At 68.6% G+C, this 25,332-nt stretch carries 23 protein-coding genes; 17 read left to right on the top strand and 6 right to left on the bottom strand.

All coding sequences use genetic code 11. The annotated features are described in order from the left end of the window. Positions 1-118: 118 nt before the first annotated feature. On the bottom strand, positions 119-1,213 hold the full coding sequence (locus NA8_RS01890) for an ABC transporter substrate-binding protein (RefSeq protein ID WP_084466442.1): 1,095 nt from the start codon (positions 1,211-1,213) through the stop codon (positions 119-121). A 191-nt stretch (positions 1,214-1,404) separates the two neighbouring features. Between NA8_RS01890 and NA8_RS01885 the strand changes: the two genes are divergently transcribed. Together NA8_RS01885 and NA8_RS01880 are read left to right on the top strand one after the other, a co-directional pair. Beyond that, positions 1,405-1,887, top strand: coding sequence for a hypothetical protein (locus NA8_RS01885; protein ID WP_169810441.1), 483 nt, complete (start codon positions 1,405-1,407; stop codon positions 1,885-1,887). 91 nt (positions 1,888-1,978) lie between these two features. Next, positions 1,979-2,518 (top strand): hypothetical protein, encoded by a 540-nt coding sequence (locus tag NA8_RS01880; RefSeq protein WP_157106468.1) that lies wholly within the window; start codon positions 1,979-1,981, stop codon positions 2,516-2,518. A gap of 65 nt (positions 2,519-2,583) precedes the next feature. Here NA8_RS01880 and NA8_RS01875 read toward each other — a convergent pair whose 3' ends face one another. Further along, positions 2,584-3,390 (bottom strand): VOC family protein, encoded by an 807-nt coding sequence (locus NA8_RS01875; protein WP_063048595.1) that lies wholly within the window; start codon positions 3,388-3,390, stop codon positions 2,584-2,586. Between the two features lie 336 nt (positions 3,391-3,726). Between NA8_RS01875 and ctaD the strand changes: the two genes are divergently transcribed. The 8 genes from ctaD to NA8_RS01835 all read left to right on the top strand — a co-directional run bounded on the left by ctaD (position 3,727) and on the right by NA8_RS01835 (position 13,204). Beyond that, complete coding sequence (ctaD, locus tag NA8_RS01870; RefSeq protein ID WP_084466441.1) at positions 3,727-5,469, top strand: aa3-type cytochrome oxidase subunit I; 1,743 nt, start codon at positions 3,727-3,729, stop codon at positions 5,467-5,469. Between the two features lie 185 nt (positions 5,470-5,654). After that, positions 5,655-6,872, top strand: a complete 1,218-nt coding sequence (gene serB / locus NA8_RS01865) for a phosphoserine phosphatase SerB (RefSeq protein WP_063048593.1) — start codon at positions 5,655-5,657, stop codon at positions 6,870-6,872. 212 nt (positions 6,873-7,084) lie between these two features. Beyond that, positions 7,085-7,912 carry an aminoacyl-tRNA hydrolase gene (locus NA8_RS01860; protein WP_084466440.1) on the top strand — a complete coding sequence of 276 codons (828 nt, stop codon included), beginning with the start codon at positions 7,085-7,087 and terminating at the stop codon, positions 7,910-7,912. 141 nt (positions 7,913-8,053) lie between these two features. After that, positions 8,054-8,887 carry an ABC transporter ATP-binding protein gene (locus tag NA8_RS01855; RefSeq protein WP_063048592.1) on the top strand — a complete coding sequence of 278 codons (834 nt, stop codon included), beginning with the start codon at positions 8,054-8,056 and terminating at the stop codon, positions 8,885-8,887. Between the two features lie 106 nt (positions 8,888-8,993). After that, on the top strand, positions 8,994-9,764 hold the full coding sequence (locus NA8_RS01850) for an NUDIX hydrolase (protein WP_169810446.1): 771 nt from the start codon (positions 8,994-8,996) through the stop codon (positions 9,762-9,764). Positions 9,765-9,905: 141 nt separating this feature from the next. Next, complete coding sequence (locus tag NA8_RS01845; RefSeq protein ID WP_063048590.1) at positions 9,906-10,682, top strand: enoyl-CoA hydratase-related protein; 777 nt, start codon at positions 9,906-9,908, stop codon at positions 10,680-10,682. A gap of 37 nt (positions 10,683-10,719) precedes the next feature. Beyond that, entirely contained in the window at positions 10,720-11,697 is a 978-nt protein-coding gene (locus NA8_RS01840) for a class I SAM-dependent methyltransferase (RefSeq protein WP_063048589.1), read from the top strand. Between the two features lie 283 nt (positions 11,698-11,980). After that, positions 11,981-13,204, top strand: a complete 1,224-nt coding sequence (locus tag NA8_RS01835) for a THUMP-like domain-containing protein (protein ID WP_063048588.1) — start codon at positions 11,981-11,983, stop codon at positions 13,202-13,204. Between the two features lie 85 nt (positions 13,205-13,289). Here the strand turns inward: NA8_RS01835 and NA8_RS01830 are convergent, their stop codons facing one another. After that, positions 13,290-14,600, bottom strand: coding sequence for an outer membrane protein assembly factor BamB family protein (locus tag NA8_RS01830; protein ID WP_063048587.1), 1,311 nt, complete (start codon positions 14,598-14,600; stop codon positions 13,290-13,292). Between the two features lie 232 nt (positions 14,601-14,832). Here NA8_RS01830 and NA8_RS01825 point away from each other — a divergent pair, with 232 nt between their 5' ends. Beyond that, positions 14,833-15,582, top strand: a complete 750-nt coding sequence (locus NA8_RS01825; RefSeq protein ID WP_063048586.1) for an acyltransferase — start codon at positions 14,833-14,835, stop codon at positions 15,580-15,582. Positions 15,583-15,707: 125 nt separating this feature from the next. Beyond that, positions 15,708-16,253 (top strand): DUF1697 domain-containing protein, encoded by a 546-nt coding sequence (locus tag NA8_RS01820; protein WP_063048585.1) that lies wholly within the window; start codon positions 15,708-15,710, stop codon positions 16,251-16,253. A gap of 11 nt (positions 16,254-16,264) precedes the next feature. On the opposite strand, the gene NA8_RS01815 is transcribed toward NA8_RS01820, so the two are convergent. The 3 genes from NA8_RS01815 to NA8_RS01805 are packed head-to-tail and all read right to left on the bottom strand — an operon-like array spanning position 16,265 to position 19,997. Further along, positions 16,265-17,518 (bottom strand): glycosyltransferase family 4 protein, encoded by a 1,254-nt coding sequence (locus NA8_RS01815; protein ID WP_063048584.1) that lies wholly within the window; start codon positions 17,516-17,518, stop codon positions 16,265-16,267. Beyond that, positions 17,515-19,182, bottom strand: coding sequence for a 1,4-alpha-glucan branching protein domain-containing protein (locus NA8_RS01810; protein WP_245663636.1), 1,668 nt, complete (start codon positions 19,180-19,182; stop codon positions 17,515-17,517). Before NA8_RS01810 ends, NA8_RS01815 begins: the two co-directional genes overlap by 4 nt. Next, the gene (locus NA8_RS01805; RefSeq protein WP_245663635.1) at positions 19,179-19,997 is read right to left on the bottom strand and encodes a class I SAM-dependent methyltransferase; all 819 of its coding nucleotides are present in this window, start codon (positions 19,995-19,997) and stop codon (positions 19,179-19,181) included. Before NA8_RS01805 ends, NA8_RS01810 begins: the two co-directional genes overlap by 4 nt. Before the next feature lie 264 nt (positions 19,998-20,261). On the opposite strand from NA8_RS01805, the gene NA8_RS01800 reads away from it, so the two are divergent. The 5 genes from NA8_RS01800 (at position 20,262) to NA8_RS01780 (ending at position 25,252) form a co-directional block, all read left to right on the top strand. After that, positions 20,262-21,047: an electron transfer flavoprotein subunit beta/FixA family protein gene (locus tag NA8_RS01800; RefSeq protein ID WP_063048582.1), complete on the top strand. Its 786-nt coding sequence runs from the start codon at positions 20,262-20,264 to the stop codon at positions 21,045-21,047. Between the two features lie 37 nt (positions 21,048-21,084). Further along, the gene (locus NA8_RS01795) at positions 21,085-22,041 is read left to right on the top strand and encodes an electron transfer flavoprotein subunit alpha/FixB family protein (RefSeq protein WP_040868613.1); all 957 of its coding nucleotides are present in this window, start codon (positions 21,085-21,087) and stop codon (positions 22,039-22,041) included. Positions 22,042-22,181: 140 nt separating this feature from the next. Beyond that, on the top strand, positions 22,182-22,742 hold the full coding sequence (locus NA8_RS01790; protein WP_063048746.1) for a DUF4365 domain-containing protein: 561 nt from the start codon (positions 22,182-22,184) through the stop codon (positions 22,740-22,742). Positions 22,743-22,798: 56 nt separating this feature from the next. After that, positions 22,799-23,893, top strand: coding sequence for a hypothetical protein (locus NA8_RS01785; RefSeq protein ID WP_063048745.1), 1,095 nt, complete (start codon positions 22,799-22,801; stop codon positions 23,891-23,893). A gap of 303 nt (positions 23,894-24,196) precedes the next feature. Beyond that, complete coding sequence (locus NA8_RS01780; protein ID WP_063048744.1) at positions 24,197-25,252, top strand: cobalamin-independent methionine synthase II family protein; 1,056 nt, start codon at positions 24,197-24,199, stop codon at positions 25,250-25,252. Positions 25,253-25,332 lie beyond the last annotated feature (80 nt).

Here is a 25,332-nt window from a genome sequence, read left to right as displayed (position 1 = left end):
AGAGGTTCTTGGCGTACCTCTGAATCTCGTCCTCGAAGGGGCTTTCCGATAGCAACCCCAGCGCTGGTCCGCGCACTCCCAGGGTGGGCGAAACCGCACCCAAGGGGGTGGGCAGCGGTCAGTCGGTCACGTAGCCGTTCAGCGTATTGCGCAGATCGGTGAGCAGGGCGCGGGCGGCGGTGAGGCCATCGCCGTGCCAGACGCTGTCTTCCACGGCGAACACCCGGCGATCGGTGGCGGCGCCGAGTTCCTTCCACTCGTCGGTGCGCAGCACCGCTTCAGCGTGTTTCTCGCCCTCCGGGCCGGCGAGGATCACGTAGATCAAATCGCCCTCCACCTTCGTGGCGAACGCGTCCTCGTGCACGTCGAACGAAGCGCCGCGCTGAGCCGAGGGACGCTGCACGCCCGCGTCGGCGAGCACCTGGCCGGAGAAGCTGTCGCCACCCTGCACCCGCTCGGCGTCGGCGGTGAACCTGACGACCGACGCCTGGGTCTGGCCCGCCGCCAGCGCCATACCGGTGTCGCGCGCCTCGGTGCGGTAGTTCTGCAGCGCGGTCTCCGCCGCGCCGCGACGCCCCAAACCCGCCGCGTACGCCGCGAATTCGGCCTGCCAGCTATCGCTCGAGCCGACCAGCACCGTCGGGGCGATGGCCTGCAGCGCCGCGAAACTCGCCGACTGCGTGGGGATCTCGCCCAGAATCAGGTCGGGGCGCAGGCTTGCGATCCGCGCCGGGTCGGGCTGCGCGGCGGTGCCTACGGCGGGGATCTTCAGCACGCCGGTGCCGAGGTAGGCCGGCTGCGGGCTGGGCCCGTCCATCGTTACCGTGCCCACGACTCGCTCCCACAGACCGAGTGCGCAGACCGCGTCCAACGCGGAGGTGCTGAGCACTACGACGCGCTGCGGGTCGGCGGGCACCTCGGAGACGCCCGCCGCATGGGTGACGCTGCGGATGGCCTCGCCCGCCGGATCCGGTGCGCTCGGCAGCGCGCATGCCCGGGTGGTGTCACGCTCGAGTCCCACCACGCCCGCGCCCGCGATATTGGTGGTGGTGCGCACGATGGAGGCGGCGTCGTCGGTGGTGCCGCCGCACCCGGCCACGAGGAGCGCGGCGCACCCGGCCACGACCGCCCGAAACCGGTGACCCCCCACGCTGTTGCGGGACCGGACCGCGCGAATTCGGCCGCGTACATGCAAAACGTCGCTCACCGGCATGCGAGTGAGGGTACATGTCGGCGCCGGTCGTCCCTTGGGTGAGGTCGGAGCCGTGGACGTCGGTGTGCCAGGTTCGGGGCAGCGGGTTCGTCGGTCCCGCTGCCCCGCTGTGCTTTCCGCTGCATGCCGCTCGTGTTAATGTTTCAGCGAGGTCGCGGACGGGGAGTTACGCGACGCAACGAGGGGGAATAATGAGAGTGCACTTCAGTCGGCTCGTGCTCGTTCTTTCGATCGCTGCCTGGACTTTGGCCGCCGGTGCCGCGGCGTATGCCACGCCGCCGCCGGGTTCGTCGTTCGACTACAAGAAGTTCACCGCCGAGATGGCGGCGTGCGATGCGGACGGCAGCACGATGAGCGACAATCACATCCTATACGGCGCGGTTCATCCCAACGGCTCCAAGATGCAGCTGCGCTGCTACGCGCTGCGCCACATGATCGACGGTGGCCATGATCCATTTCTCAACCCGCAAGCATTTCTGGACTGCGTCGACCGTCTGGTGAGTTTCGGATTTCCCCGAGACGGAAACAAGCCCGGCCACAAAGTGAATATTCTTCAGTACCACGGCACGAGTAGCAGGGCGAAACTCGCCTACGACACGAACCGCGGCAACGACATCCTGACTGTCTATACTGAGCCGCGGGACAACGAGTGGTTCGCCTGCGCGACCATGTAATTCACTCGAACGGGGTGCGGAGATGGGCATACGACGGCGCGAGTTGGTCGCTGCTGCCAGGCAGGGGGAGGACTCTGTCGAGGATCCACTCGTGCGATTGCGGCTCGACCTGACCGAGATGGTGCGTTTCTGCGGCCGGGTATATTGCGGTGAATCCTCCAGTTACGCGCTCGCGGTCCATGCTGTCCGTGCCCGGCACGCCGGCGGAATCGTCACATCGCGGGACGGATACACCGCATTCGAACGGCTGCGATCGGAGGCGCTGGACAGCGTGGCCGATGAAATCGCGGGGCTGGATGCCGACGCCATCGATTTGGCGAGCGCCGACCGGATAGCCGACGGGTTGATGCGGTTCTTCCAGCAGAGAAAAGTATTCGAACGTCCGATGGCGGGAGTTTTCCTGATCTGTCTGAACGAGGCCTACGCTGTCGCCGGACAATACCGGAATCCGTATCTCGGAGCGCGGAACATCGCGGAGATGAGGTTGTTCACCGATCCCGAAGACGAGCAGTTCGTCGCGTTGTGCGACGAATTGACCACGAGATTCGAAGAATCCGCCGGTGCGAATCCGGTGGTTGTCGAGAGGATCGAATCAGCTATGGCGGAGTTCGCGCGCGCGAATCCGGTGTGACACCATCGATACCGGCCCGCACGGAATATCTCGGCGAACACCGGATCCGTGCGGGCCGTTCGGCTTCAGGCCCGGTTGCCGCCGATGCTGAAGCGGGCGCCGGTGGCGTCGGTGACCGCGGACATGCGGCCGTAGGGGGTGTTCTCGGGCGGGGAGAGTACCGAGCCGCCGAGTTCGACGACGCGTTCGACGGACTTGTCTACATCGTCGGCGCCGAAGTAGATGGTCCACCCCGCGGGGGCGCCCGCGGGCAGGAATGCCGAGGCGTCCATGACCCCGCCCAGCATCGGGCTCTCGGCGTGGATGGTGGAGTAACGGAACTCAGGAGCGTCGGAGACGGTGAAGACGTCCGACCACCCGAAGACTTCCCGGTAGAACGCCAGCGAGGCGGCGTAGGCGCGGGTGTGCAACTCGAACCAGGACGGCGCGCCCGCGTGGTCGCGCCACTGGCCGCCCGATATCAGGCCCATGGCTTCGAACCCGGGGAACGTCCCGGCCTGCCAGATGCCGACGCCCGCGCCTCCGACGTCGCCGAGCACGGCCATCGTGCCCAGCTCGCCCACCGCCATCGGCGGCACGACCAGCGATGCCCCCGCCGCAGTCGCCGCGTCGGCGGTGGCCCGCGCATCCGGACTGGCGAGATACACCGTCCACTGCTCCGGGCTGTCGGTGTCGCCGGGCATCCTGGCCATCGCGCCCGCCACCGCGCGCCCGTCCTTGCGGAAGGTGACATACCCGCCGAACTCCTCGCCCGCGCTCTCGGCGGTCCAGTCGAACAGGTCGCGGTAGAACGCGATACTCCTATCGAGGTCGGAGGTGTACAGATCCACCCAACAGGGATCGCCGGGCTTGCGGCTATTCGGTGTCGTCATCGCTGGTCTCCTGGCTGAGAGGGAAGTCGTGTCACCGATACAGACGGCCGCCGCCCACGGAACTCATCGGTGACACGGAACGCCCCGGCCCGCCGCGTACGCTATGAAGGAGCAAGCGGCGGCCGCTCGAACGCCAGCCACGAGAGCGCCGCGAACAGGCCGCGCCGCAGGCGCCGCCAAACAAATACGACAGAGAGTAGGACCCGTTCGGTCGGCTCGGGAGGCGCGGGTTTACGATTCGAGGAGCGCAAGCGAACTGTCGTCTGTCCCGACACGGGGATGGATGCGATCAGCGGAGCCTGCGGAGCGAATTGAAGGCACCTTTCAGGAGGATCAGTGACTGCCGTAGAGCCCCAGCCAGTCCCTCAGTTGGAAGCGACTCGGCCTTATCCGGCTCGGACCGGGCCGAAGGGCTCGTTCATCTACAAGATGGTCACCACCACGGACCCCAAGGTCCTGGGTGTCATGTACCTGACCACGTCGATGGGCTTCTTCCTCATCGGTGGCCTGATGGCCCTGCTGATGCGCGGTGAGCTGGCCAGGCCGGGCCTGCAGTTCCTCTCGACCGAGCAGTTCAACCAGCTGTTCACCATGCACGGCACGATCATGCTGCTGTTCTACGCGACCGCGATCGTGTTCGGCTTCGCCAACATCATCCTTCCGCTGCAGATCGGCGCCCCCGACGTCGCCTTCCCGCGCCTGAACGCCTTCAGCTACTGGCTGTACGCGTTCGGCGCCAGCATGGCGACCGCGGGCTTCATCACCCCGGGCGGCGCGGCGGACTTCGGCTGGACGGCGTACGTGCCGCTCACCGACATCCTGCACTCGCCCGGCGTCGGCACCGACCTGTGGATCCTGGGCCTGGCGGTGTCCGGTCTGGGCACCATCCTCGGTGGCGTGAACATGCTGACCACCGTGGTCTGCCTGCGCGCTCCCGGTATGACCATGTTCCGGATGCCGATCTTCACCTGGAACATCGCCGTCACCAGCGTCCTGGTGCTGCTGGCCTTCCCGCTGCTGACCGCCGCGCTGTTCGGCCTCGCCTACGACCGTCACCTCGGTGGCCACATCTACGACCCCGCGACCGGCGGCATCCTGCTCTACCAGCACCTGTTCTGGTTCTTCGGCCACCCCGAGGTGTACATCATCGCGCTGCCGTTCTTCGGCATCGTCTCGGAGATCTTCCCGGTCTTCTCGCGTAAGCCGATCTTCGGTTACACCACGCTGGTCTACGCCACCTTGGGTATCGCCGCGCTGTCCATCGCGGTGTGGGCGCACCACATGTACGCGACCGGCGCGGTGCTGCTGCCGTACTTCTCGTTCATGACCTTCCTCATCGCGGTCCCGACCGGTGTGAAGTTCTTCAACTGGATCGGCACCATGTGGCGCGGTCAGCTCACCTTCGAGTCGCCGATGCTGTTCTCCATCGGCTTCATCGTCACCTTCCTCTTCGGTGGTCTGTCCGGCGTCATCCTGGCCAGCCCGCCGCTGGACTTCCACGTCACCGACTCGTACTTCGTCGTGGCGCACTTCCACTACGTGCTCTTCGGCACCATCGTGTTCGCCACCTACGCGGGCATCTACTTCTGGTTCCCGAAGATGACCGGCCGGATGCTGGACGAGCGCTTGGCGAAGTGGCACTTCTGGACGACCTTCATCGGCTTCCACACCACCTTCCTGGTCCAGCACTGGCTGGGCGCCGAGGGCATGCCGCGCCGCTACGCCGACTACCTGCCCGGCGACGGCTTCACGACGTTGAACACGGTCTCCACGATCGGCGCCTTCGTGCTCGGCGCGTCGATGCTGCCGTTCCTGTGGAACGTCTTCAAGAGTTACCGCTACGGCGAGGTGGTCACGGTGGACGACCCGTGGGGCTACGGCAACTCCCTCGAGTGGGCCACCACCTGCCCGCCGCCGCGGCACAACTTCTACGAGCTGCCGCGCATCCGCTCCGAGCGCCCCGCGTTCGAGCTGCACTACCCGCACATGGTCGAGCGCATGCGCGCCGAGGCCCACGTGGGCTGGGGCGCGGGCAAGCACGCGACCGAGCTGCACGAGCCGAACGTCCTGGCGAAGTAGGGCGTTTCCGCGCCCGGGGCAATGGACGGGCGACGTCCGGCCCCGCCGTAGGATGCATCGCGACGAGTGTGCACCCGCTGGTCACCAGCGGGTGCACACTCGTTTGTGGAGATCAGTACGCACCGTGCGTTGCGACAACGACGTCCAGCACAGCGACGGCGAACATCGAACATGGAGCGCATCAGTTGGCCGACACCACCGTCCTCGTCACCGTCACCGGACCCGACCGCCCCGGTGTGACCTCCGTGCTGCTGGCCGCCATGTCCCGGCACCACGTGAGCCTGCTGGACGTGGAGCAGGTCGTGATCCGGGGCAGGCTGACCCTGGGCGTCCTGGTCACCTGCCCGACCGACGCCGAGGCGTTGCAGGACGAACTCGAAGAGGCCATGAACACCGTCGGCATGCACGTCGACGTGGAGGTGGGCGCGGCGATCGGCAGGCAGCCGATGTCCACGCACGCGGTGGTGATCCTCGGTAGCCCGGTCACCGCGCGGGCGTTCAGCGCGGTGTCACGGCAACTGGCCGCCTTGGGCGCCAACATCGACACCATCCGCGGCATCGCCGACTACCCGGTGACCGGCATGGAGCTGCTGGTCACCGCGACCGACTCCGGCCCGGACACCGACTCGCGGCTGCGCACGGCGCTGGCCGAGGTCGCCGTGGCCGAGCAGGTGGATGTCGCGGTGGAGCGGGCCGGGCTGGCCCGCCGGGGCAAGCGGCTGATCGTGTTCGACGTCGACTCCACGCTGATCCAGGGCGAGGTCATCGAGATGCTCGCGGCGCACGCGGGCGTGGAGGACGAGGTCCGCAAGGTCACCGAGGCCGCGATGCGCGGGGAGATCGACTTCGCCGAATCGCTGCGGCAGCGGGTCGCGACGCTGGCCGGGCTGGACGAGTCGGTGATCGAGGAAGTGGCCGACCGGATCGAGCTGACCCCCGGCGCGCGCACCACCATTCGCACCCTGCGCCGGATCGGTTTCCGCTGCGGCGTGGTGTCGGGCGGCTTCCGGCAGGTGATCGAGCCGCTGGCGCACGAACTGGAGCTGGACTTCGTGCAGGCGAACACGCTGGAGGTCATCGACGGCAAGCTGACCGGCCGCGTCGTCGGCGAGATCGTCGACCGTGCGGCCAAGGCGACCGCGCTGCGCAAGTTCGCGGCCGAGGCCGGGGTGCCGATGGAACAGACCGTCGCCGTGGGTGACGGCGCCAACGACATCGACATGCTCAACGCCGCGGGGCTCGGGGTCGCCTTCAACGCCAAGCCCGCGCTGCGCGAGGTCGCCGACGCCGCGCTCTCGCATCCGTACCTGGACGCCGTCCTGTTCATCCTCGGGGTCACCCGGCACGAGGTGGAGGCCGCCGACGCCAGGGACGGCCTGCTGCGCCGCGTTCCCCTGGGGTGAGCGGTCCGGAACCTAGCACTCGGACTACACGCGGCCTGCCGCTGCGCAGATCGCCGCTCGGTAGGCTCGCCGCGAGTTGATCATTCGCCGATCGGAGGACAGGTGCATGGAGTCGCGGCCGATGTCACCCCGTTGAAGTTGGAGTACACGCGTCCGTGGGACCAGGGCTTGGCACCGGCCCGGACGTTTTCGTTGACGATCGAGGTGTAGTGATGACGCGCATTCCGGAATGCGGCGCCGAAGTCGGGCGCGGCGCAGAGCTTTCCACGGCCGCCCCGCCATCCGACCTCGCCGCGGCGACATCGGATATCGCGACATTCCATACCCGGCACGCTGAGCTGGCGCGCGGCTACCACGGCGCGGGCGATCCGGACGACCCCGCCATGGTGCAAGCGATGCAGATGGTCCTGCACCTGCCCAAGGCCGATCCGCCCCCGCGCAGCGCGCTGCTGGCCGCGGCCGCGGCCGCGGCGGTGGCGCTGTGCCTGGACGAGCGGGTCGGGCCCGGCGGTGAGTGGGAACAGCCGTATCTCGCATGGAAGCGGTCGCGCATTCGCAAGGTGGCCCGGCGTGCGCGCGGCGCACAGTGGCAGGCGACCTGCGCGGTGCCGGGCGTCACCGTCGAGATCGACGGCGCGCAGGCGCGCGCGTTGGTCCCCGGACCGGTGGGCGAGGTCGATCCGCGGATCAAGCGTCTGCAAATCGGCGGCACCGATCTCGAGCACGACGCTCCCGAGCCGCCCGATCCGCTCCTGCCGGTGCTGTGGGTGAACGCCGCGCTCGGGATGACGCTGGGCAAGACGGCCGCGCAGGTGGGTCACGCGAGCATGCTGCTGGCCGGTGCGCTGCCGGTCGAGCACGCGCTGCGCTGGGCGGAACTGGGCTTCAGGTGCGCGGTGCGCGAAGCCGACCCGCCGCGCTGGGCGTCGCTGGCCGCGCAAGTGGCCGAGGGCGGTGCGGTCGCCGTGCGCGACGCCGGATTCACCGAAGTGGCGCCCGGCTCGATGACGGTGATCGCGGTGCCCGCCCGATCCTGGTGAAACCTCCTGCGGCGACCCCCGTCGTGGGCGTGTCGGTGAGGCGGCCGACGCGGCCGTGACGGCGGCGTTCCGGCGTAGATCCGACCGACCGGCTCGGTTTTCCCTCCCCGCGTTGGCAAGTGTCCCCTCAGGTGGGCCAAGATGGAGCGCGTGCCGCAACCGGATCCCGATCTGCTCATCGATTTCACCGACGTGACCGTCCGCCGCTCGGGCCATACCCTCGTCGGTCCGGTCACCTGGCAGGTCGAACTCGACGAACGCTGGGTGGTCCTCGGCCCCAACGGCGCGGGCAAGACCTCGCTGCTACGGATGGCCGCCGCCGAGATGCACCCCACCGCGGGCGTCGCCCATCTGCTCGGGGAGCGGATCGGGAAGGTGGACATCAACGAGTTGCGTCCGCGCATCGGCCTGTCCTCGGCCGCGGTGGCCAGCCGGGTTCCGATCGATGAGAAGGTCAGCGACCTGGTGGTGTCCGCGGGCTACGCGGTGCTCGGCCGCTGGCGGGAGCGCTACGACGAGGTGGACACCGACCGCGCCATCGACATGCTGGAAAGCCTCGGCGCCGAACATCTCTCGGACCGCACCTACGGCACGCTGTCGGAGGGCGAGCGCAAACGGGTGCTCATCGCCCGCGCGCTGATGACCGATCCCGAGCTGCTGCTGCTCGACGAACCGGCGGCGGGCCTGGACCTGGGCGGCCGCGAGGAACTGGTGGAGCGGCTCGGCGATCTCGCCGCCGACCCGGACGCCCCCGCGATCGTGCTCGTCACCCATCACGTGGAGGAGATTCCCCCCGGCTTCACCCACGGCCTGCTGCTCAACGAGGGCGAAGTGGTCGCGCAGGGACTGCTGTCCGACGTGCTCACCTCGGAGAACCTCAGCGACGCCTTCCGTCAATCGATCGCGCTGGATCGAGTCGACGGACGTTACTTCGCGCGCCGCTCGCGCCGCGCGGGCCGGCACCGCACCCGCTGACTCGGACGGTCTTCGTCGCTCACCAAGCGCGCGTTAGGGTGCAGGGGTGAGTGAGAAAGAACCGCAGGCAGACTCTCAGCAACCGATCAAAGACGCGTCGACGGTGATGCTGGTGCGCGACGGCGCCGACGGGCCCGAGATCTTCCTGCAGCGCCGAGTCGGCGCCATGGCGTTCGCCGCGGGCATGACCGTGTTCCCCGGCGGCGGCGTCGACCCGTCCGACGGGACCGCGGACATCGCCTGGTCCGGGCCCGAGCCCGCGTGGTGGGCCGAGCGGTTCGCCACCACCGAGGCCAGGGCCAAGGCGCTGGTCTGCGCGGCTGTCCGGGAGACGTTCGAGGAGTGCGGCGTGCTGCTGGCAGGCCCGACCGCCGACAGCGTCGTCTCCGACACCACCGGTTACCGGGACGCGCGCGGCAGGCTGGAGCGCAGGGAACTGTCGTTGGCATCCTTTCTCGCCGAGGAGGAACTCGTCCTGCGCGCCGATCTGTTACGGCCGTGGGCGAACTGGATTACCCCGGTCATCGAGCCGCGCCGCTACGACACCCGGTTCTTCGTCGCCATCCTCCCGGAGGGGCAACTCGCCGACGGCGCCACATCCGAGGCGGCCGAGGTGCGGTGGAGCACCCCCGCCGAAGCGCTGGCGCGCTGGCGTTCGGGCGCCGACGTGCTGCTGCCGCCGACCTGGACACAACTGGTCGAACTCGGCGAATTCCACTCCACCGCCGACATCCTGGCAGCGCAGCGGGCGATCGATCCGATTCTGCCGGTACTGGCCGATTCGGACGGCAGACGGTTGCTCTCCTTCCCGGACAACCACCGCTACTTCGCCGATCTCCCCGACGCCGGGCGCCTCAAGGGTTCCGCGCGGCCCTGACGGGCGGGGTGGGCGAATAAGTGCCCCTGCCCCATATGGAGGGTGGGCGCGTTCTTGCCTCCGGCGAATGCCGCGTGCCGCCGCTCGCCGTCGTCGGGCCTGACCGCTGGTGCCGGTGCGCACCCGGTAGCGTGGCCTGCCATGGCCGAATTCGTGACCCTGGAGCTGCCCGAGGGCGATGCCGCGCGCGGCGTGGCCGTCCTGCGGTTCGCCCGCCCGCCGATGAATCTGCTGAACGCGCAGCTGGTGCGGGAACTGGCCGAGGCGGCCGACGCCGTCGCCGCGGACCCGGGCGTTGCCGCGGTGGTCGTGTACGGCGACGAACGGGTGTTCTCAGCGGGTGACGACGTGGCCGAACTGTTCGGTCTCGGCAGTGATCAGGCCGCCGCGATGGCGGCCGACCTGCAGCAGGACCTCGGTTGCCTGGCCCGAATCCCGCAGCCCACGGTCGCGGCGATCAGCGGTTACTGCCTCGGCGGTGGGCTGGAGCTGGCGCTGGGCGCCGACCGCCGCGTCATCGGCGACAACGTCAAGCTGGGTCTGCCGCAGATCAAGACGGGCTTGATCCCGCTCGCGGGCATCCGTCGGCTCGCCCTGCTGATCGGACCGGGCCCGGCCAAGGACCTCGTCTACACCGGTCGTTTCGTCGAGCCGGACGAGGCGAAGGCGCTCGGCCTCGTCGACGAGGTCGTCGCGCCCGACGACGTGTACACCGCCGCGACGCGGTGGGCGCGCCAGTTCGCCGACGGTCCCGCCCGCGCGCTGGCCGCCGCCAAAGCGGTCTTCGAAGCAGGTCCGCACGGCCTCGATCGCGCCCGTGGCGAATGGTCGGCCCTGTTCACGACGGAAGATCGCCTGATAGGAACAGGTTCCTATCTGGCCGACGGTCCGGGGTCGGCGGAATTCGTGGGGCGATAGCAGGCGTCAACTGCGGATTTGGGTAGGCTTGCCGACCATGACGGTACGTCCCGACGACCCCGCGCCGAACCCGCACGCCACCGAGGCAGAGGTCGAAGCAGCGCTCAAGGATACGAAGCTGGCCCAGGTTCTCTACCACGACTGGGAGGCCGAGACCTACGACGACAAATGGTCCATCTCCTATGACGAGCGCTGTATCGAGTACGCGCGCGGCCGGTTCGACTTGGCCGTGGGTCCCGCGCCGCTGCCCTACGGCAAGGCGCTGGAACTGGGCTGCGGTACCGGCTTCTTCCTGCTGAACCTGATGCAGGCGGGCGTGGCGAAGTCCGGCTCGGTCACCGACCTGTCGCCGGGCATGGTCAAGGTCGCGCTGCGCAACGCGCAGCACCTCGGTCTCGACGTGGACGGCCGGGTCGCCGACGCGGAGACCATCCCCTACGACGACGACACCTTTGATCTCGTGGTCGGCCACGCGGTGCTGCACCACATCCCCGACGTCGAGCTGGCGCTCAAGGAGTGCCTGCGCGTGCTCAAGCCGGGCGGCCGCTTCGTCTTCGCCGGTGAGCCGACCACGGTCGGCAACTTCTACGCGCGCTGGCTGGGCCGGATCACCTGGAAGGCCACCACCACGGTCACCAAGCTGCCGATGCTCAGCGACTGGCGGCGTCCGCAGGAGGAGCTGGACGAGTCCTCGCGCGCGGCGGCCCTGGAGGCGGTTGTCGACCTGCACACCTTCGATCCGCGCGCCCTGGAGGCGATGGCCCGCTCGGCGGGCGCCGTCGAGGTGGCCGCCAAGACCGAGGAATTCGCGGCCGCGCTGTGGGGCTGGCCGGTGCGCACCTTCGAGGCGGCCGTGCCCGCCGAGAAGCTCACCTGGCGCTACCGGATGGCGATGTACCGCGCTTGGCTGGGGTTGAGCTGGGTGGACGAGAACGTCATGCGCCGTGTGGTGCCGCGCCAGTTCTTCTACAACGCCATGATCACCGGCGTGAAGCCGAGCTCCACCGGAAAGTAGTGGGCCGCGCTACCTGTCGCGACCGCGTCGCCGACCTGGGCAGCGACCATGTTGCCCAGGTGAAACGGCCCGCGTCTGCGCGTCGGAACCCGGAGATGGGGCGCCACCGCAACGGTGACCGGACCGAGGCTCACGGGATCGCCACAGAAATGCGGGAACAGGTCGCCGTTGAGATGACCCGCGCCGGAAACCCGAGCCGGGTCGTCGCGACAACTCGGGTGACGGTCCCGACACCCGGACCAAGGCTGGTCGGTACGGTGCGGACAACTGCGGGAGCTCGGTAGTGGGCTACCGCTTCACCCGTGATGATGTCGGGTACCTCGGTAGCGCGATCGGCCGGGACGCGCTGGCCGAGGCGGAGCGGCTGGCGCTCACGCCGGCGACGCACCTGCGGGATCTCGAGCTCGTGCGTCGCGCGCACGGCGACCGGGCGGCGGCCCTGATCGAGACCGTGCGATTGCGGCGCAGAGCCGCCGCGAAGCTCCTCGACGCCGGACAGTGGCTTTTCACCGACGACGCGCTTCAGCAGGCCACCCCGACGCTCGTGGCACGGCAGCGGGCCACCCGGCTGGCCGGGCGGACGGTGCACGACGTCACCTGCTCGATCGGAGCCGAACTCGTCGAGCTGGCCCGGGTGTGCCCGGCGGTGCTCGGCAGCGATCTCGACGAGGTGCGGCTGGCGATCGCCGCGCACAATCTGGGGGCGCACCGGCTCGCGGCGGGGGAGCGGGACTCGCTCGCCTCCGTCGCCGATCCCTCGGCGCGAACTCGAAATGTCCTGTTGCTAAGGGCGGATGCGCTGCGCCCGAGCAGTCGCGACACCGTGATCATCGCCGACCCGGCCCGGCGCGCCGACGGCCGCCGCACGCACGACCCGGCCAAGCTCCAACCGCCGCTGCCGGATCTGCTCGCGGCCTACGCCGCCCGTGATATCGCCGTGAAATGCGCTCCCGGTTTGGACTTCGACCGGCTCGACTGGTCCGGCGAGGTCGAGGTGGTCTCGCTCGACGGCTCGGTGCGTGAGGCGTGCCTGTGGTCTCCGGGGCTCGCCGAGGCCGGAGTAACCCGTCGTGCGAGGGTGCTCTCGTCCAAGGGCGGCGCGTGGACCATCACCGATGCCGAACCCGACGTCATCGAGGAGCGCCCGCCGGGGCAATGGATCATCGACCCGGACGGCGCCGTGGTGCGTGCCGGACTCGTCCGTCATTACGCCGCGAAACATCGCTTGTGGCAATTGGATCCGCGCATCGCCTACCTCACCGGCGACACCGTCCCCGAGGGGGTGCGTGGCTTCCGTATCCTCGACCGCATGGACTTCCGCGAGAAATCCCTCCGCGCCGAACTCCATCGCCGCGACTGCGGCCCACTCGAAATCCTCACGCGAGGCGTGGATATCGACCCCGACGCGCTCCGTTCGCGCCTCAAACTCCGTGGCACTCAACCGCACACGCTGGTGATCACACGCATCGGCCGCGCCGCGACGGTCTTTCTCTGTTCCACCCCGTGACGATCCGGCTGCGTCGCGCTACGCCGGGAGTTTCGCGACGGCGAGTCTCGCTGCGGCGGCCCACCTGTGAGAGAACCGACGGTGCTTACTTCTCCGGCGCGAACGCGAAGATCTCGCCGATGCGGGTGGCGACCACGACCTCGCCCTTCGCGCCGACCGACGTGCCGGTGGTGGTGCCCTTCGCGCCCGGCAGCACGTCGGAGTCGAGGGTGGCCCCGGTCTGCGTGTCGAAGGTGACGAGGTTCAGTCCGTCGCCGATCGCCGCGACGGCGTAGCCGGTGTCGCCCGCGGTCTGCGCCGCGGAGCCGCGCAACGCCAGATCCTTGCGCTCCCAGACGGTTTCCACCGCGTCGCCGTTGTCCCGCAGCCCGAGCAGGTAGCCGTCGTCGCCGGAGGGGATGATCAGGCCGTCGTCCGACACCGAGATGCCCCCGCGCGGCGTCCAGTCCAGCCGGTGGACCCACTTGGTTCGCCCGTCGGCGGTGTCCAGGGCGATCAGGCGGTTGTTGTTGTCGCCCACGTAGAGGGTGGCGCCGTCGGCGGACAGGGCCGGGCTGGTCGCGCTGCCGCCGAGCAGCAGTTCGGCGCTCCACTCCCGCACGATCTTCTCGCCGGTGTAGCGCAACGCGACCACGGCCGCCGCGGGCCGCCCCGGCTGCCAGAGCGTCACATAGAAGCGGCCACTGTCGGCGTCGACGGCGGAGATGGTCGCGACGGGGCACTGCGGCCCGCCGGTGGCGCACTCGTCCAGGCCCTGGCTCGCGTCGGGCCAGCTGAGGCCCGCGTGCACGAGGAAGTCCGGTTCGCCGAGCAACTGTACGGTCGGCACCGTCCGGTCGCCTGTCTGCCTCGACAGCACGTCGACCTGGCCGGATCGCGTGACGGTCAGCAGCTTTCCGTCACCGGTGAACTGCACCGAGGCCGGCGTTCCCGCGACGGGCGTGGCCCACCGTGGTTGCCCCAGGTAGTTGAACGAGATCACCCTGCTGTCGTCGCCGACGTAGACGTTGGTCATCCCGTCGACCGACGAGGGCGCGGAGATCGCGCTCGGGCCCAAGGCGTTGCAGAACCGTTTACGGCCGGTGGCCATCTGGAAGGAGAAGATCGAGCAGTTCTGCAGGCGGGTGGTGACGAACAGCTGGCTGTCGGGCCCCAGCGTGATCGGCTGGGCGATCGGGCCGCCGACCGGCCGCTGCCAACTCAGCTCCAGCTCCCGCGATCCGGTGACCGGACCGGTGCCGCTGTTGCGGCCGTCGTGATACGCGGCGGTCCAGCCCTTGCCGGTGCCGACGGTGATGTCGTCGTAATCGGTGCCGCATCCGGCCAATGCCAGCGCGCCGACCGCGGCCAGCGCGGCCAGCGCGGCCACGGCACGTTTCCGGGACGGTCGCCACATGGAAGTAGCCAGTACGCCGCCGCTTCGCACCTGCCGCACTCCTGTCGTCGTTGGCGTTCGCCGTCGCCCTCTCCGGCGCACGAGTCACTGTACGGGAGGCCCGCGCGCGGGTGCACGCGTCCCGGCGTTCTCGTCGCGGGTGCTCGTCGTGGCGCTCACCGCGGGCGATAGGCTCTACACGTCGCCGGTGAGGCGGGCGACGGCCGGTAGGACCACGACAGGAGAACCGTTCGTGACGAGCATGTGGGGCGCACCGTTGCGCTCGCGCTGGCGGGGATCGCGCCGCCGGGATCCGCAGCAGGCGCGTTTTCTGACGCCGGCGTCGCTGCGCTGGGTGCTCGCGAACCGGGCGTATACGCCCTGGTATCTGGTGCGCTACTACCGGCTGTTCAAGTTCCGCCTGGCGAACCCGCACATCGTGCTGCGCGGCATGGTCTTCCTCGGCCGTCGCGTGGAGATCCACGCCACCCCGGAACTGGCCCGCATGGAGATCGGCCGCTGGGTGCACATCGGCGACGGCAACGCGATCCGCTGCCACGAGGGTTCGCTGCGCATCGGTGACAAGGTGGTGTTCGGCAAGGACAACGTCGTGAACACCTATCTCGACATCGAGATCGGGGAATCGACCTTGGTCGCCGACTGGTGCTACATCTGCGACTTCGACCACAAGATGGACGACATCAACGTTCCGATCAAGGACCAGGGGATCGTGAAGAGCCCGGTGCGCATCGGCCCCGACACCTGGATCGCCGCCAAGGTGACCGTGCTGCGCGAGACCAGCGTCGGCCGCGGCTGCGTGCTCGGCGCGCACGCCGTGGTCAAGGGCGAGATCCCGGACTACAGCATCGCCGTCGGCGCACCGGCCAAGGTCGTCAAGAACCGCAAGGCGGCCTGGGAGGCGGGCGCCGAGCAGCGTGCCGAATACCTCGCCGCGCTCGAGGACATCGCGCGCAAGAAGAACGGCGCCACGCAGACCGCCTGACGGGTAGAGCTGGATGAGTGTCGCCTGCTCGGGTTCCCCACGCCCGCACCTCCGATCCGAGCGCAGACCTGAGGCTGCCCGGTCGAGGCCCGGATTCGTCGGTGCGGGCGAGTAGGTTCGGCGCTATGACTGCCTACGCCGCGCTGTTGCGCGGGATCATGCCGAGCAATCCGAACATGAGCAACGCCAAATTGCGCGGGGTTTTCGACTCGCTCGGCTTCGAAGGCGTCGGTTCGGTACTGGCCAGCGGCAATATCGTGTTCCACACCGCGGAGTCCGACGTGCCCGAGCTCGAGGATCGCATCCAGCAGGCGCTGATCCGGGAGCTGGGGATCGGCGGCGGCACGATCATCCGCAGCCACGACGAGCTGCGTGCGCTGCTCGACACCGACCCGTTCCACGGTCTGACCCACGGGCGAGGCACGTACCTGATCGCGACGTTCCTCAAGAACACCGCCGAGCCGCCGACCAGCCTGCCCGAGCACTCCGATCCGCTTACCCGGGTCGTCGGCTACGACGAGGCCGCGCGCGCCTTCCTGGCGATCATCGACAACAGCGAGCCGGGCAAGACGCCGGACTTCATGGCGTGGCTGGAGAAGACGTACGGCAAGGACATCACCACTCGCACCTGGCTCACCGTCGAGCGCATCGTCAAGAAGTTCGCGGCCTAGCCGGGCCGAGATTACTTCGGATCGCGTTCCGGCAGCGGACGTTCCACGATCGAGGGACGGCCCAGCGGGTTGCGCACCCGCCGCTTGGCCGAGTGATACACCTGGGCGGTCTCCGCGGCCACCACGTCCCACGCGAAATCGGCGGTGAGCCGTTCCCGGGCGGCGTAGGCCCGCTGCTGCGCGGCGGCCGGGTCGTCGAGGGTGGCGCGGACCGCCTCGACCAAGCCGTCGACGTCCGCGGGCGCGAACGAGGCGCCGGTGACGCCGTCGATCACCGCCTCGCCCAAGCCGCCCGCCGTCGAGGTGATCAGCGGGGTGCCCGCCGCGGCCGCCTCGAGCGCGACGATGCCGAAGGGTTCGTACCGGCTGGGCAGCACGATCGCGTCGGCGCCGTGCAGCCAGCCGAGCAGTTCGGAGTGGTCGAGCTGACCGGCGAAGGTCACCGCACGGGCCACGCGGTGCACTCGGGCGCGCTCGCGCAACCACTCGAACTGGGTGCCGACGCCCGCGACGGTCAGGGTGGTGCCGGGATGGGCGCGGCGGATGCGGGGCAGCGCGGCGATCGCGTCCTGAACGCCCTTCTCGTACTCGAGCCTGCCCACGTAGAGCAACCGAGGCGGACCGCTGCGCGGCGAGCGCGGGCGGAAAGTCCACGCGCCCACATCGATTCCGTTGCGGATCACCGTCATTGGGATCCGCTCCGGACCGTAGAGCCGTTCGACCTCGTCCTGCATGGACGACGAACAGGTGATCAGCGCGTCGGACTCGTTGGCGAGCCACCACTCCACCGAGTGCACCTGCTTGTTGACCTTGCCCGCGACCCAGCCGCTGTGCCGCCCCGCCTCGGTGGCGTGGATGGTCGACACCAGCGGCACGTCGTAGTACTCGGCCAGGGCGATGCCGGGGTGGGCGACCAGCCAATCGTGCGCGTGCACCACGTCGGGCGTCCAGCCGTCCCCGATGCCCGGCTTGCCGAGCGCGACGCCCGCGCGCACCATCGCGTGCCCCATGGCCAGCGTCCAGGCGAGCATGTCCTCGCCGAAGTCGAAGACCGGAGGGTCCTCCGCGACCGCCACCACCAGCACGCCCTCGGCGATGTAGGAGTGTGTGGGATGGGTCGCGGCGTCGGTGCCGGAGGGACGCCGGGACAGCACGACCACCTCGTGACCGGCCGCGGCCAGTTCGACGGCGAGGTGATGCACGTGCCTGCCGAGCCCGCCCACCACGACCGGCGGGTACTCCCACGACACCATCAAAATCTTCATGCAAGTCCTTCTGCGGCCGAGCCCGGGTCCGCCGGAACCGGCCCGTGGTCCGCGGTGGCGGAGCCCGGTCCTGGCACGGCGGCGGATACTGCCCCGGTGGCGCTGGGTACGGACCCCGCGGAGGTGAGTCGTCGCGCGTCCACGCCGGGGAAGAGTCCGTCAGCTGCCCCCCATCCTGCCGCCAACTGCCGTGCTTTCGCGAGTTGGCCCGCCCCGACGGCCGCGGCGATTTCCCGGACCGCGTGCGCGTGGCGGTGCGCCCGGTCGCGCGCGTAACCCGCGGCGGAGTCCTTGCTCACCATGAACGCCCAGTCGCTGGAGACGGTGAGGATCGCCTCGCGCAACAGCTGATCGGCGACGTGGTCGCGCAGCCCGGGTGCGCCGCCCTGCGCGGCGCGCATCTTATCGATGGTGTCCAGGGTCAGTCGCACGATGTCGTCGTTGAGTTCGACCAGATCACGCACCTGCTCGCCGGCCCACACCCGCCAGTCCTTGCCCGAACCCCAGGACGAGTCGGCCAGTGGTACCGGTTCGCCCAGGTAGCCGCGTGTTCGCGCGTCGGCGAGGGTGCCCACCGTGACGCCCGCTTCCGGCAGCGCGCGCAACACCTGCGCCAACCACTGCGGCCCCTCGTGCCACCAGTGGCCGAACAGTTCGGTGTCGAACGCCGCTACGACCAGGGCGGGCCGGCCGATCCGGTCGGACTCGGCGATCAACCGCTCGCGCACGGTCCGCACGAAGTCGTCCACGTCCCGCGCCACGGCCGCGGCGGCCAGTTCCGGATCGTAGGGAGCCTTGTCCGGGCCCGCCACGGTCTTGCCGGTGACCCGCGCTGGTTTGAGACCCGTCGCATGGTCGTAGTGATGAAAGTCACGGTAGGCGCCGTGGCCCGGGTAGCCGGATTTCGGGGACCAGACCCGGTAACTCACCTGCAGATCGCGGCCGAACGCGACCACGTCGGAATCCCGAACCGGACGACCGAGCGTCGTGTCGCCGCGCAGCGCGGGGCCATCGACCATGAAATGCGTCACACCGGCGGCGGCGTAGCCGACCTCCATGCCGGGCGTGTATCCGCATTCCGGCGCCCAGATGCCCGTCGGTGTGTGACCCCACCGGTGCCGCGCGTCGGCGAGGCCCTCGGTGAGCTGGAACCGGCGCATCCGCGGATCCAGCAGCGGCTGGAACGGGTGGGCCAGCGGGCCGCCGAGCAGTTCGATGGTCTCCGCATCGATGAGCGCCCGCCAGACCGGCGCCGCGCCGTGCCGCCAATGCTGCTCGAACTCGGCCAGGGCGGCGGCGGCCAAGCGGTGTTCGTGCCTGCCCAGCGCGACATTGCCCGCCATGGCGGCTTCGTCGGCGCGCAGCTGCCAGTTGCCCAGCCAGTGGTGCATGCCCGCCAGGCAGTGCGGGTCGTCCAGCTGGGCCGCGAGCACCGGCGTGATGCCGAGGCTGAGCAGATGCGAACGTCCTTCGGTCGCAAGGGTTCGCAGGACCTCGACGAGGGGCAGGTAGGACGCTGCCCAGGACTGGTAGAGCCATTCCTCGCCGACCGGCCAGCGGCCGTGGTGGGCCAGCCAGGGCAGGTGGGAGTGCAGGACCAAGGTGAACTGGCCCGGCACGGGGCTCACGGCGTGCCCGCCGGGCACGGTACTGCGATCGGTCAAGGCTTCACCGCGATGGCGACCAGATCCAGACTCGCGTCGATGTCCGCGGCGACCAGCACGAAATCGTCCACCGTGACGCTCGCGACGTCCGCGGTCAGTTGCGCGGGCCACGGTTCGCCCGCCAGCGCCCGTTCGATCTGGGCGTCGATGAACGACCCGCCGTGCTTGGCGTCCAACGCTTTCAGGCCGGGACCGTGGTGCACACCGACCATCTGCGCGACTTCGAAACCGGCGTCGACCAGCAATTCGGTCAGCTCGGCCGCGTTCAGTTCCCTGGTGTGGAACGGGTTGAGCGGAGTGTCGCGACCCGGGGAGAAGGTGATCCGGTTGGGCGTGCTGATCAGCAGCTCGCCGCCGGGGCGCAGCACCCGCAGGCACTCGCGCAGGAACTGGGACTGGTCCCAGAGATGCTCGATCACTTGGAAGTTCACCACGACGTCGACCGAGGCGTCCTCCAGGGGCAACTCGGCGAGGTTGCCCTGGATCATCTCCACGCGGGGGTAGCGCGCGCGCACGTGCTCGACGGCGCTGGTGTCGTAGTCCACGCCGATCACCTTGGTGGCCACGCTCGCGATCATGTCCGCGCCGTAGCCCTCGCCGGAACCAGCCTCCAGCACGGTCTTTGCGGCGCAGCGGTCCAGCAGGCGGGCGTAGGCGATCTCGTGCCTGCGGAACCAGTAGTTCTCCTCGGCGATGCCGGGAACAGTGCGCTCGCCGGTCAGCGGCAGTGGTTCGACGGCGCCGACGGCGGCCTCGGTGTCCACGGAGATGCCGGACGGGTCGCCCACTGCGGCAGGGATCACAGCCTCGCTCATCACTCCGACGTTACTGGCACCGCCTCCGCGGGAAACACCCCACCCGGTCGACCCGGAAGGGCGGCTCGGGCAGGCCGGACCCGGGGTCGCCGAACCGGGGCACTGTAACGCGTGGTACCCACTTGTGAGAGAGAAGCCACTAAGTTACCCACGGGTAACTTAACGTAAGGTAATGTCACGGCCTGAGCCACCCACCCGGGCGTACGGCGCAGCTCGTGCGACCACCATTTACGTGTAACCAGAACAGGAGGTCGACGAAGACCGATGCCGAACATCGTCGTACTCATCAAGCAGGTTCCCGACACTTGGTCGGAGCGCAAACTCACCGACGGTGACTACACGCTCGATCGCGAGGCCGCCGACGCCGTCCTCGACGAGATCAACGAGCGTGCGGTCGAAGAAGCGCTGCTGATCAAGGAAGCCCAGGGCGGTGAGGTCACCGTGCTGGCCGCCGGTCCCGACCGCGCCACCGAGGCCATCCGCAAGGCGCTGTCCATGGGCGCCGACAAGGCCATCCACATCAACGACCCGGCCATCCACGGCTCCGACGCCGTGCAGACGGCCTGGGTGCTGGCGAGTGCGCTCGGTCAGGTCGAGGGTGTCGAGTTGGTCATCGCGGGTAACGAGGCCACCGACGGTCGCGCGGGCGCCGTGCCCGCGATCATCGCCGAATACCTCGGCCTCCCGCAGCTGACCCACCTGCGCAAGCTGACCGTCGACGGTGACAAGGTCACCGGCGAGCGCGAGACCGACGAAGGCGTGTTCAAGCTGGAGGCGACCCTGCCGGCCATCGTCAGCGTCACCGAGAAGATCAACGAGCCGCGCTTCCCGTCCTTCAAGGGCATCATGGCCGCGAAGAAGAAGGAAGTGCAGACCTTCACGCTGGCCGACCTGGGCGTCGACCCGTCGACCGTGGGCGTCGCGAACGCGGGCTCCACCGTCACCGCGGCCACGCCGAAGCCTCCGCGCACCGCGGGCGAGAAGATCGCGGACGAGGGCGACGGCGGCACCAAGATCGCCCAGTACCTGATCGGCCAGAAGATCATCTGATCTCGGTAGCGCCTGCAGACTTCCTAGGAGAGAACAAATGGCTGAAGTACTCGTGCTCGTCGAGCACGCCGAGGGTGCGATCAAGAAGGTCAGCACCGAACTGCTCACCGCGGCTCGCGCTCTGGGCGAGCCCGCCGCCGTCGTGCTCGGCACGGCGGGCACCGGCGAGAAGCTGGCCGACGCGCTGGCCGCCGCGGGCGCCGAGAAGATCTACATCGCCGAGTCCGACGATGTGGAGAACTACCTGGTGACCCCGAAGGTCGACGTGCTGGCCGCGCTGACCGAGTCGGTCTCGCCCGCCGCCGTCATCGTCGCCGCCACCGCCGAAGGCAAGGAGGTGTCGGGTCGCCTGGCCGCCCGCATCGGCTCCGGCCTGCTGGTCGACGTCATCGACGTGAAGTCCGACGGCACCGCGGTGCACTCCATCTTCGGTGGCGCGTTCACCGTCGACGCCAAGGTGACCGGCGATGTTCCGGTGATCTCGGTCCGCCCGGGCGCCGTCGAGGCCTCGGCGCAGGCCGGTGCGGGCGAGAAGGTGACCGTCGAGGTGCCCGCGCAGGAAGACGGCGTGGTCAAGGTGACCTCGCGGGAGCCGGTCGTGGCCGGTGACCGTCCGGAACTCACCGAGGCGGGCATCGTGGTCTCCGGTGGCCGCGGCGTCGGCTCCGCCGACAACTTCTCGGTCGTCGAGGCGCTGGCCGACTCGCTCGGCGCGGCGGTCGGCGCTTCGCGCGCCGCCGTCGACTCGGGCTACTACCCGGGCCAGTTCCAGGTCGGCCAGACCGGTAAGACGGTCTCGCCGCAGCTGTACATCGCCCTCGGCATCTCCGGCGCGATCCAGCACCGCGCGGGCATGCAGACCTCGAAGACCATCGTCGCGGTCAACAAGGACGAAGAGGCGCCGATCTTCGAGATCGCCGACTACGGCATCGTGGGCGACCTGTTCAACGTCGCCCCGCAGCTGACCGAAGCGGTCAAGTCGCACAAGGGCTGACACGCTCGGAGCGATCGAAGTGGCCCCGACCGAATGGTCGGGGCCACTTTCGTTTTCTCATCCGAACATGAGCTCCGGCAACGGTTTTGAGCTACAGTTGGCGGGCGTTGCTGCACTGCAGGATGGGGGCAAGGGGGGCGATGAGCGACGTCGTGGACAGCGGCAGTGTTCAGTTAGCGACCAGCGTGGACGGCGGTCTGCCGATCACGGCGCGGCAGGAACAGTTCAGTATTGCCTTCGTGCGCATGGTCGCCGCCGCTGCGGGCTGTTCGATCAAAAGTCACGAGACGGACTACGACGGGGTCGACATCACGATCGTAGCTTCCGCGAGCTATGCGAGATACTACTGCCCTGAAATCGAAATGCAGCTCAAGTGCACGACGCAGCGGCGCTTGCTCAGAACGCGCTATATGGCATGGTCGCTGGAACGAGACCGATTTCTGAAGCTGGTGAATCCCAAGCGGTTCGTTCCGGCGTTGCTCGGCGTGTTGCTCATACCGGATGACCCGGACGAACTGCTCGACCTTTCCGAAGACGGGCTCAGAACTTCGAGCCGCATGTATTGGGAACATGCGGCGAACCTCGGTGAGATCGAGGACGATAAAGCAAGCAAGACGGTCCACCTACCCAGAAGTAATCTATTCGATGTGGGCGGGCTGCGGGGAATCATGCAGTCGATCGGCGAAGGAGGTCAGTGGTGAACAGTGCTCCGCTCGACAGCCTCCGGGAGGTCGCGTCCGTGCTATCACCCCCAGCTGTGTCCCAGTACCTCGCTACCCATGACTGGCAGCTCGAGGTTCGCGAGCAAGACGTCAGGGAGATTTGGCGGCTTCCGGGTGAGCACGGCCTTCTGGGCCGGATCATGTTGCCCTTGGCGACCGACTACGTCGACTTCTCCCGGCGTTTTCGGGACACACTTCAAGCTCTCGCCACTATCTATGACTGGGACCCGGCGCAACTGGTCGAACAAATAGCGGCTGCTCGGGCTGACTTGTTCTTCGTGCGACTCGACCAGGAAATGACTGACGGCACTATCCCGTTCCGGCAGGCCGAAACCACCTTGGAGGCCCTGTTCACGATGATGAAGGCCGCCGCGACCACCGCCGACGACCCAACCCACTCGCACCGGGGGCGCAGATCAGCCGTGGTCACGAACTTTCTCGAAGACGACATTCGTCTCGGACACACCAAGCGCGGCAGTTTCGTGTTCACCGTGGTCACTCGTCTCGGCGAAATGCCGTCATCGGAGACGATCGGGATGCCAGCGGTGCCTTTTCCGCGCAAGGTGATGACAACGCTGGCGACAGGTCTGCAGTCGGCGCGGCAACTCGCACTCGACTGGGACGAGCGCGCTCTCGATCATGCGGGGCAGTTGGGTCTGAGCGGCAGTTTGGTCGAGTCGGTGCTGGACCTGACGCAGCCCGAAGCCTTACGCGCACTCGATCTATCTTTCGACTGGGCAGCCGGCGAGCGGCCACCCGAGGTCGAGACCTCACGGATTGTGATCGACCGCAACGCGATGGCGGGATTGCCACGTGTCCGAGAGCGATTGGTTCGGCGTGAGGAGCCGCCGCGTCATCTGACCTTGATCGGTATGGTGCGCACCCTGAACCGGGATGACCTCGATGACGAGGATCAAGAAGCCACGAGCATCGTGCTGTCGACACATGTGGACGGACGTCTGCGCAAAGTGCACGTACCGCTCGTCGGCGAGGACTACCAGTGGGCTATCCGAGCCCACCAGGGCAAGCAGCCGATTGTGGTGTCCGGCGATCTGGTTTTCGAACGCGGTGCTTGGCGCTTGACCGGGATGATCAGCGTGGACACGAGTTATCTACACCGCGAACACTGACGTCGGGGTGTGAAGTACTCCGCCAGGTGCTGATCGATCGAACGTCGCGCCGCAGCTGACCGAAGCGGTCAAGGCGCAGCTGATCCGCGGCACGTCGTCGAACGGCCCCGGACTCGCCTCCGGGGTCGTTCGCATTCCTGGGCATCCCGTTGGCTGCGTGATTGTGGTGGTTCGGAAAATATCGCCGCGATGCTGGTGACAATTCTCGAGGCGAGTCGGACGGAATTCGTGATCGGTGCGAGTGAAATTCCGCCGCAATCCATTTCGCGTCGAAATCGCAGCATGCGGACGTACACTCGCCCGGTGAGCATCCCCACGGAACCGATCGGTAGCATCCCTCGACCTCACGATCTGCTGGCCGCCATGGCCGACGATTCCGGCGACGCCGCCGCGCTCGCCGAACTCCAGCGGCGCGCGGTCGCCGAGACCATCCGTCGTCTGGAGGAACTCGGCTCTCCCGTCGTCACCGACGGCGAGCAGTCCAAGCCGAGCTTCGCCACCTATCCGATCGCGGGCCTGGACAATTTGGCCCCGGACGGGGCGGTCATCCCGTTCGCCGACGGGCACCAAAGACAGTTGCCCCGGCTGGCCTCCGGCCCGTTCCGTTATGCCGCGCACGCGGCGGACTATCTGCGCGACGCGCGGCAGCACGCCACCGTTCCGGTGAAGCAGGCCGTCATCGCGCCGTCGGCGCTTAGTCTGCTGTATCCGGCCGACGGGATCGAGGGTTACCCCCGCGAGCAGTTCCTCGCAGACCTCGCCGACGCGGCCGAGGCCGACATCCGCGGCTGTTTGGAGGCGGGCGCGCACCTGGTGCAGCTGGACTTCACCGAGGGCCGGCTGTCGCTCAAACTCGATCCGAGCGGCGGCGTGCTCGACCAGTTCATCGAACTGAACAACACGGTGCTCGACCGGTTCTCGGACGAGGAGCGGGCCAGGATCGGCGTGCACACCTGCCCGGGCGGCGACCAGGATTCCACGCACAGCCTGGACGTGGACTACGTCGAATTGCTGCCGAAGCTGCTGCAATTAAGGGTGGGCGCGTTCTACCTCCAGTTCGCCAGCGAGCCGGACCCGGAGAAGGTGCTCGCCGTGGTGGCCGAGCACCTGCCCGCCGAGGCACGGGTGTTCATCGGCGTCACCGACCCGATCGACCCGCAGGTCGAGACACCCGAACAGGTGCGTGACCGGGTGCTGCTCGCCGCTCGCTTCCTGCCCGTCGAACGGTTGGGTACCTGCGACGACTGCGGTTTCTCGCCGTTCGCCGACGACACCTCCACCTCACGCGAGACCGCGTTCGCCAAGATCCGTGCGCGCATCGAGGGCACGGCACTGGCATCGATGGAATTGGGCGTCTGATTCGCGCAACGAGACTCGATCGAACGGCCCTGGCAACTCGGGGCCGTTCTCGATCGGGTCGGCACGCTCGGAATGAGATG

This window comes from Nocardia arthritidis NBRC 100137 (genome assembly GCF_001612765.1).
Taxonomy (GTDB): domain Bacteria; phylum Actinomycetota; class Actinomycetes; order Mycobacteriales; family Mycobacteriaceae; genus Nocardia; species Nocardia arthritidis.
The sequence above is the reverse complement of the archived record's forward strand: the minus strand, read 5'-3'. Positions and strand labels throughout refer to the sequence as shown.

What these genes read in the sequence shown, in the direction of transcription:
- NA8_RS01885 (WP_169810441.1), top strand. Translation starts at nt 1,405, where the DNA reads ATGAGAGTGCACTTCAGTCGGCTCGTGCTCGTTCTTTCGATCGCTGCC.
- NA8_RS01830 (WP_063048587.1), bottom strand. Translation starts at nt 14,600, where the DNA reads ATGTGGCGACCGTCCCGGAAACGTGCCGTGGCCGCGCTGGCCGCGCTG.
- NA8_RS01800 (WP_063048582.1), top strand. Translation starts at nt 20,262, where the DNA reads ATGCCGAACATCGTCGTACTCATCAAGCAGGTTCCCGACACTTGGTCG.
- NA8_RS01795 (WP_040868613.1), top strand. Translation starts at nt 21,085, where the DNA reads ATGGCTGAAGTACTCGTGCTCGTCGAGCACGCCGAGGGTGCGATCAAG.
- NA8_RS01860 (WP_084466440.1), top strand. Translation starts at nt 7,085, where the DNA reads ATGACGCGCATTCCGGAATGCGGCGCCGAAGTCGGGCGCGGCGCAGAG.
- NA8_RS01790 (WP_063048746.1), top strand. Translation starts at nt 22,182, where the DNA reads ATGAGCGACGTCGTGGACAGCGGCAGTGTTCAGTTAGCGACCAGCGTG.
- NA8_RS01805 (WP_245663635.1), bottom strand. Translation starts at nt 19,997, where the DNA reads ATGAGCGAGGCTGTGATCCCTGCCGCAGTGGGCGACCCGTCCGGCATC.
- NA8_RS01890 (WP_084466442.1), bottom strand. Translation starts at nt 1,213, where the DNA reads ATGCCGGTGAGCGACGTTTTGCATGTACGCGGCCGAATTCGCGCGGTC.
- NA8_RS01845 (WP_063048590.1), top strand. Translation starts at nt 9,906, where the DNA reads ATGGCCGAATTCGTGACCCTGGAGCTGCCCGAGGGCGATGCCGCGCGC.
- NA8_RS01840 (WP_063048589.1), top strand. Translation starts at nt 10,720, where the DNA reads ATGACGGTACGTCCCGACGACCCCGCGCCGAACCCGCACGCCACCGAG.
- NA8_RS01850 (WP_169810446.1), top strand. Translation starts at nt 8,994, where the DNA reads ATGCTGGTGCGCGACGGCGCCGACGGGCCCGAGATCTTCCTGCAGCGC.
- NA8_RS01875 (WP_063048595.1), bottom strand. Translation starts at nt 3,390, where the DNA reads ATGACGACACCGAATAGCCGCAAGCCCGGCGATCCCTGTTGGGTGGAT.
- NA8_RS01855 (WP_063048592.1), top strand. Translation starts at nt 8,054, where the DNA reads ATGGAGCGCGTGCCGCAACCGGATCCCGATCTGCTCATCGATTTCACC.
- NA8_RS01820 (WP_063048585.1), top strand. Translation starts at nt 15,708, where the DNA reads ATGACTGCCTACGCCGCGCTGTTGCGCGGGATCATGCCGAGCAATCCG.
- NA8_RS01815 (WP_063048584.1), bottom strand. Translation starts at nt 17,518, where the DNA reads ATGAAGATTTTGATGGTGTCGTGGGAGTACCCGCCGGTCGTGGTGGGC.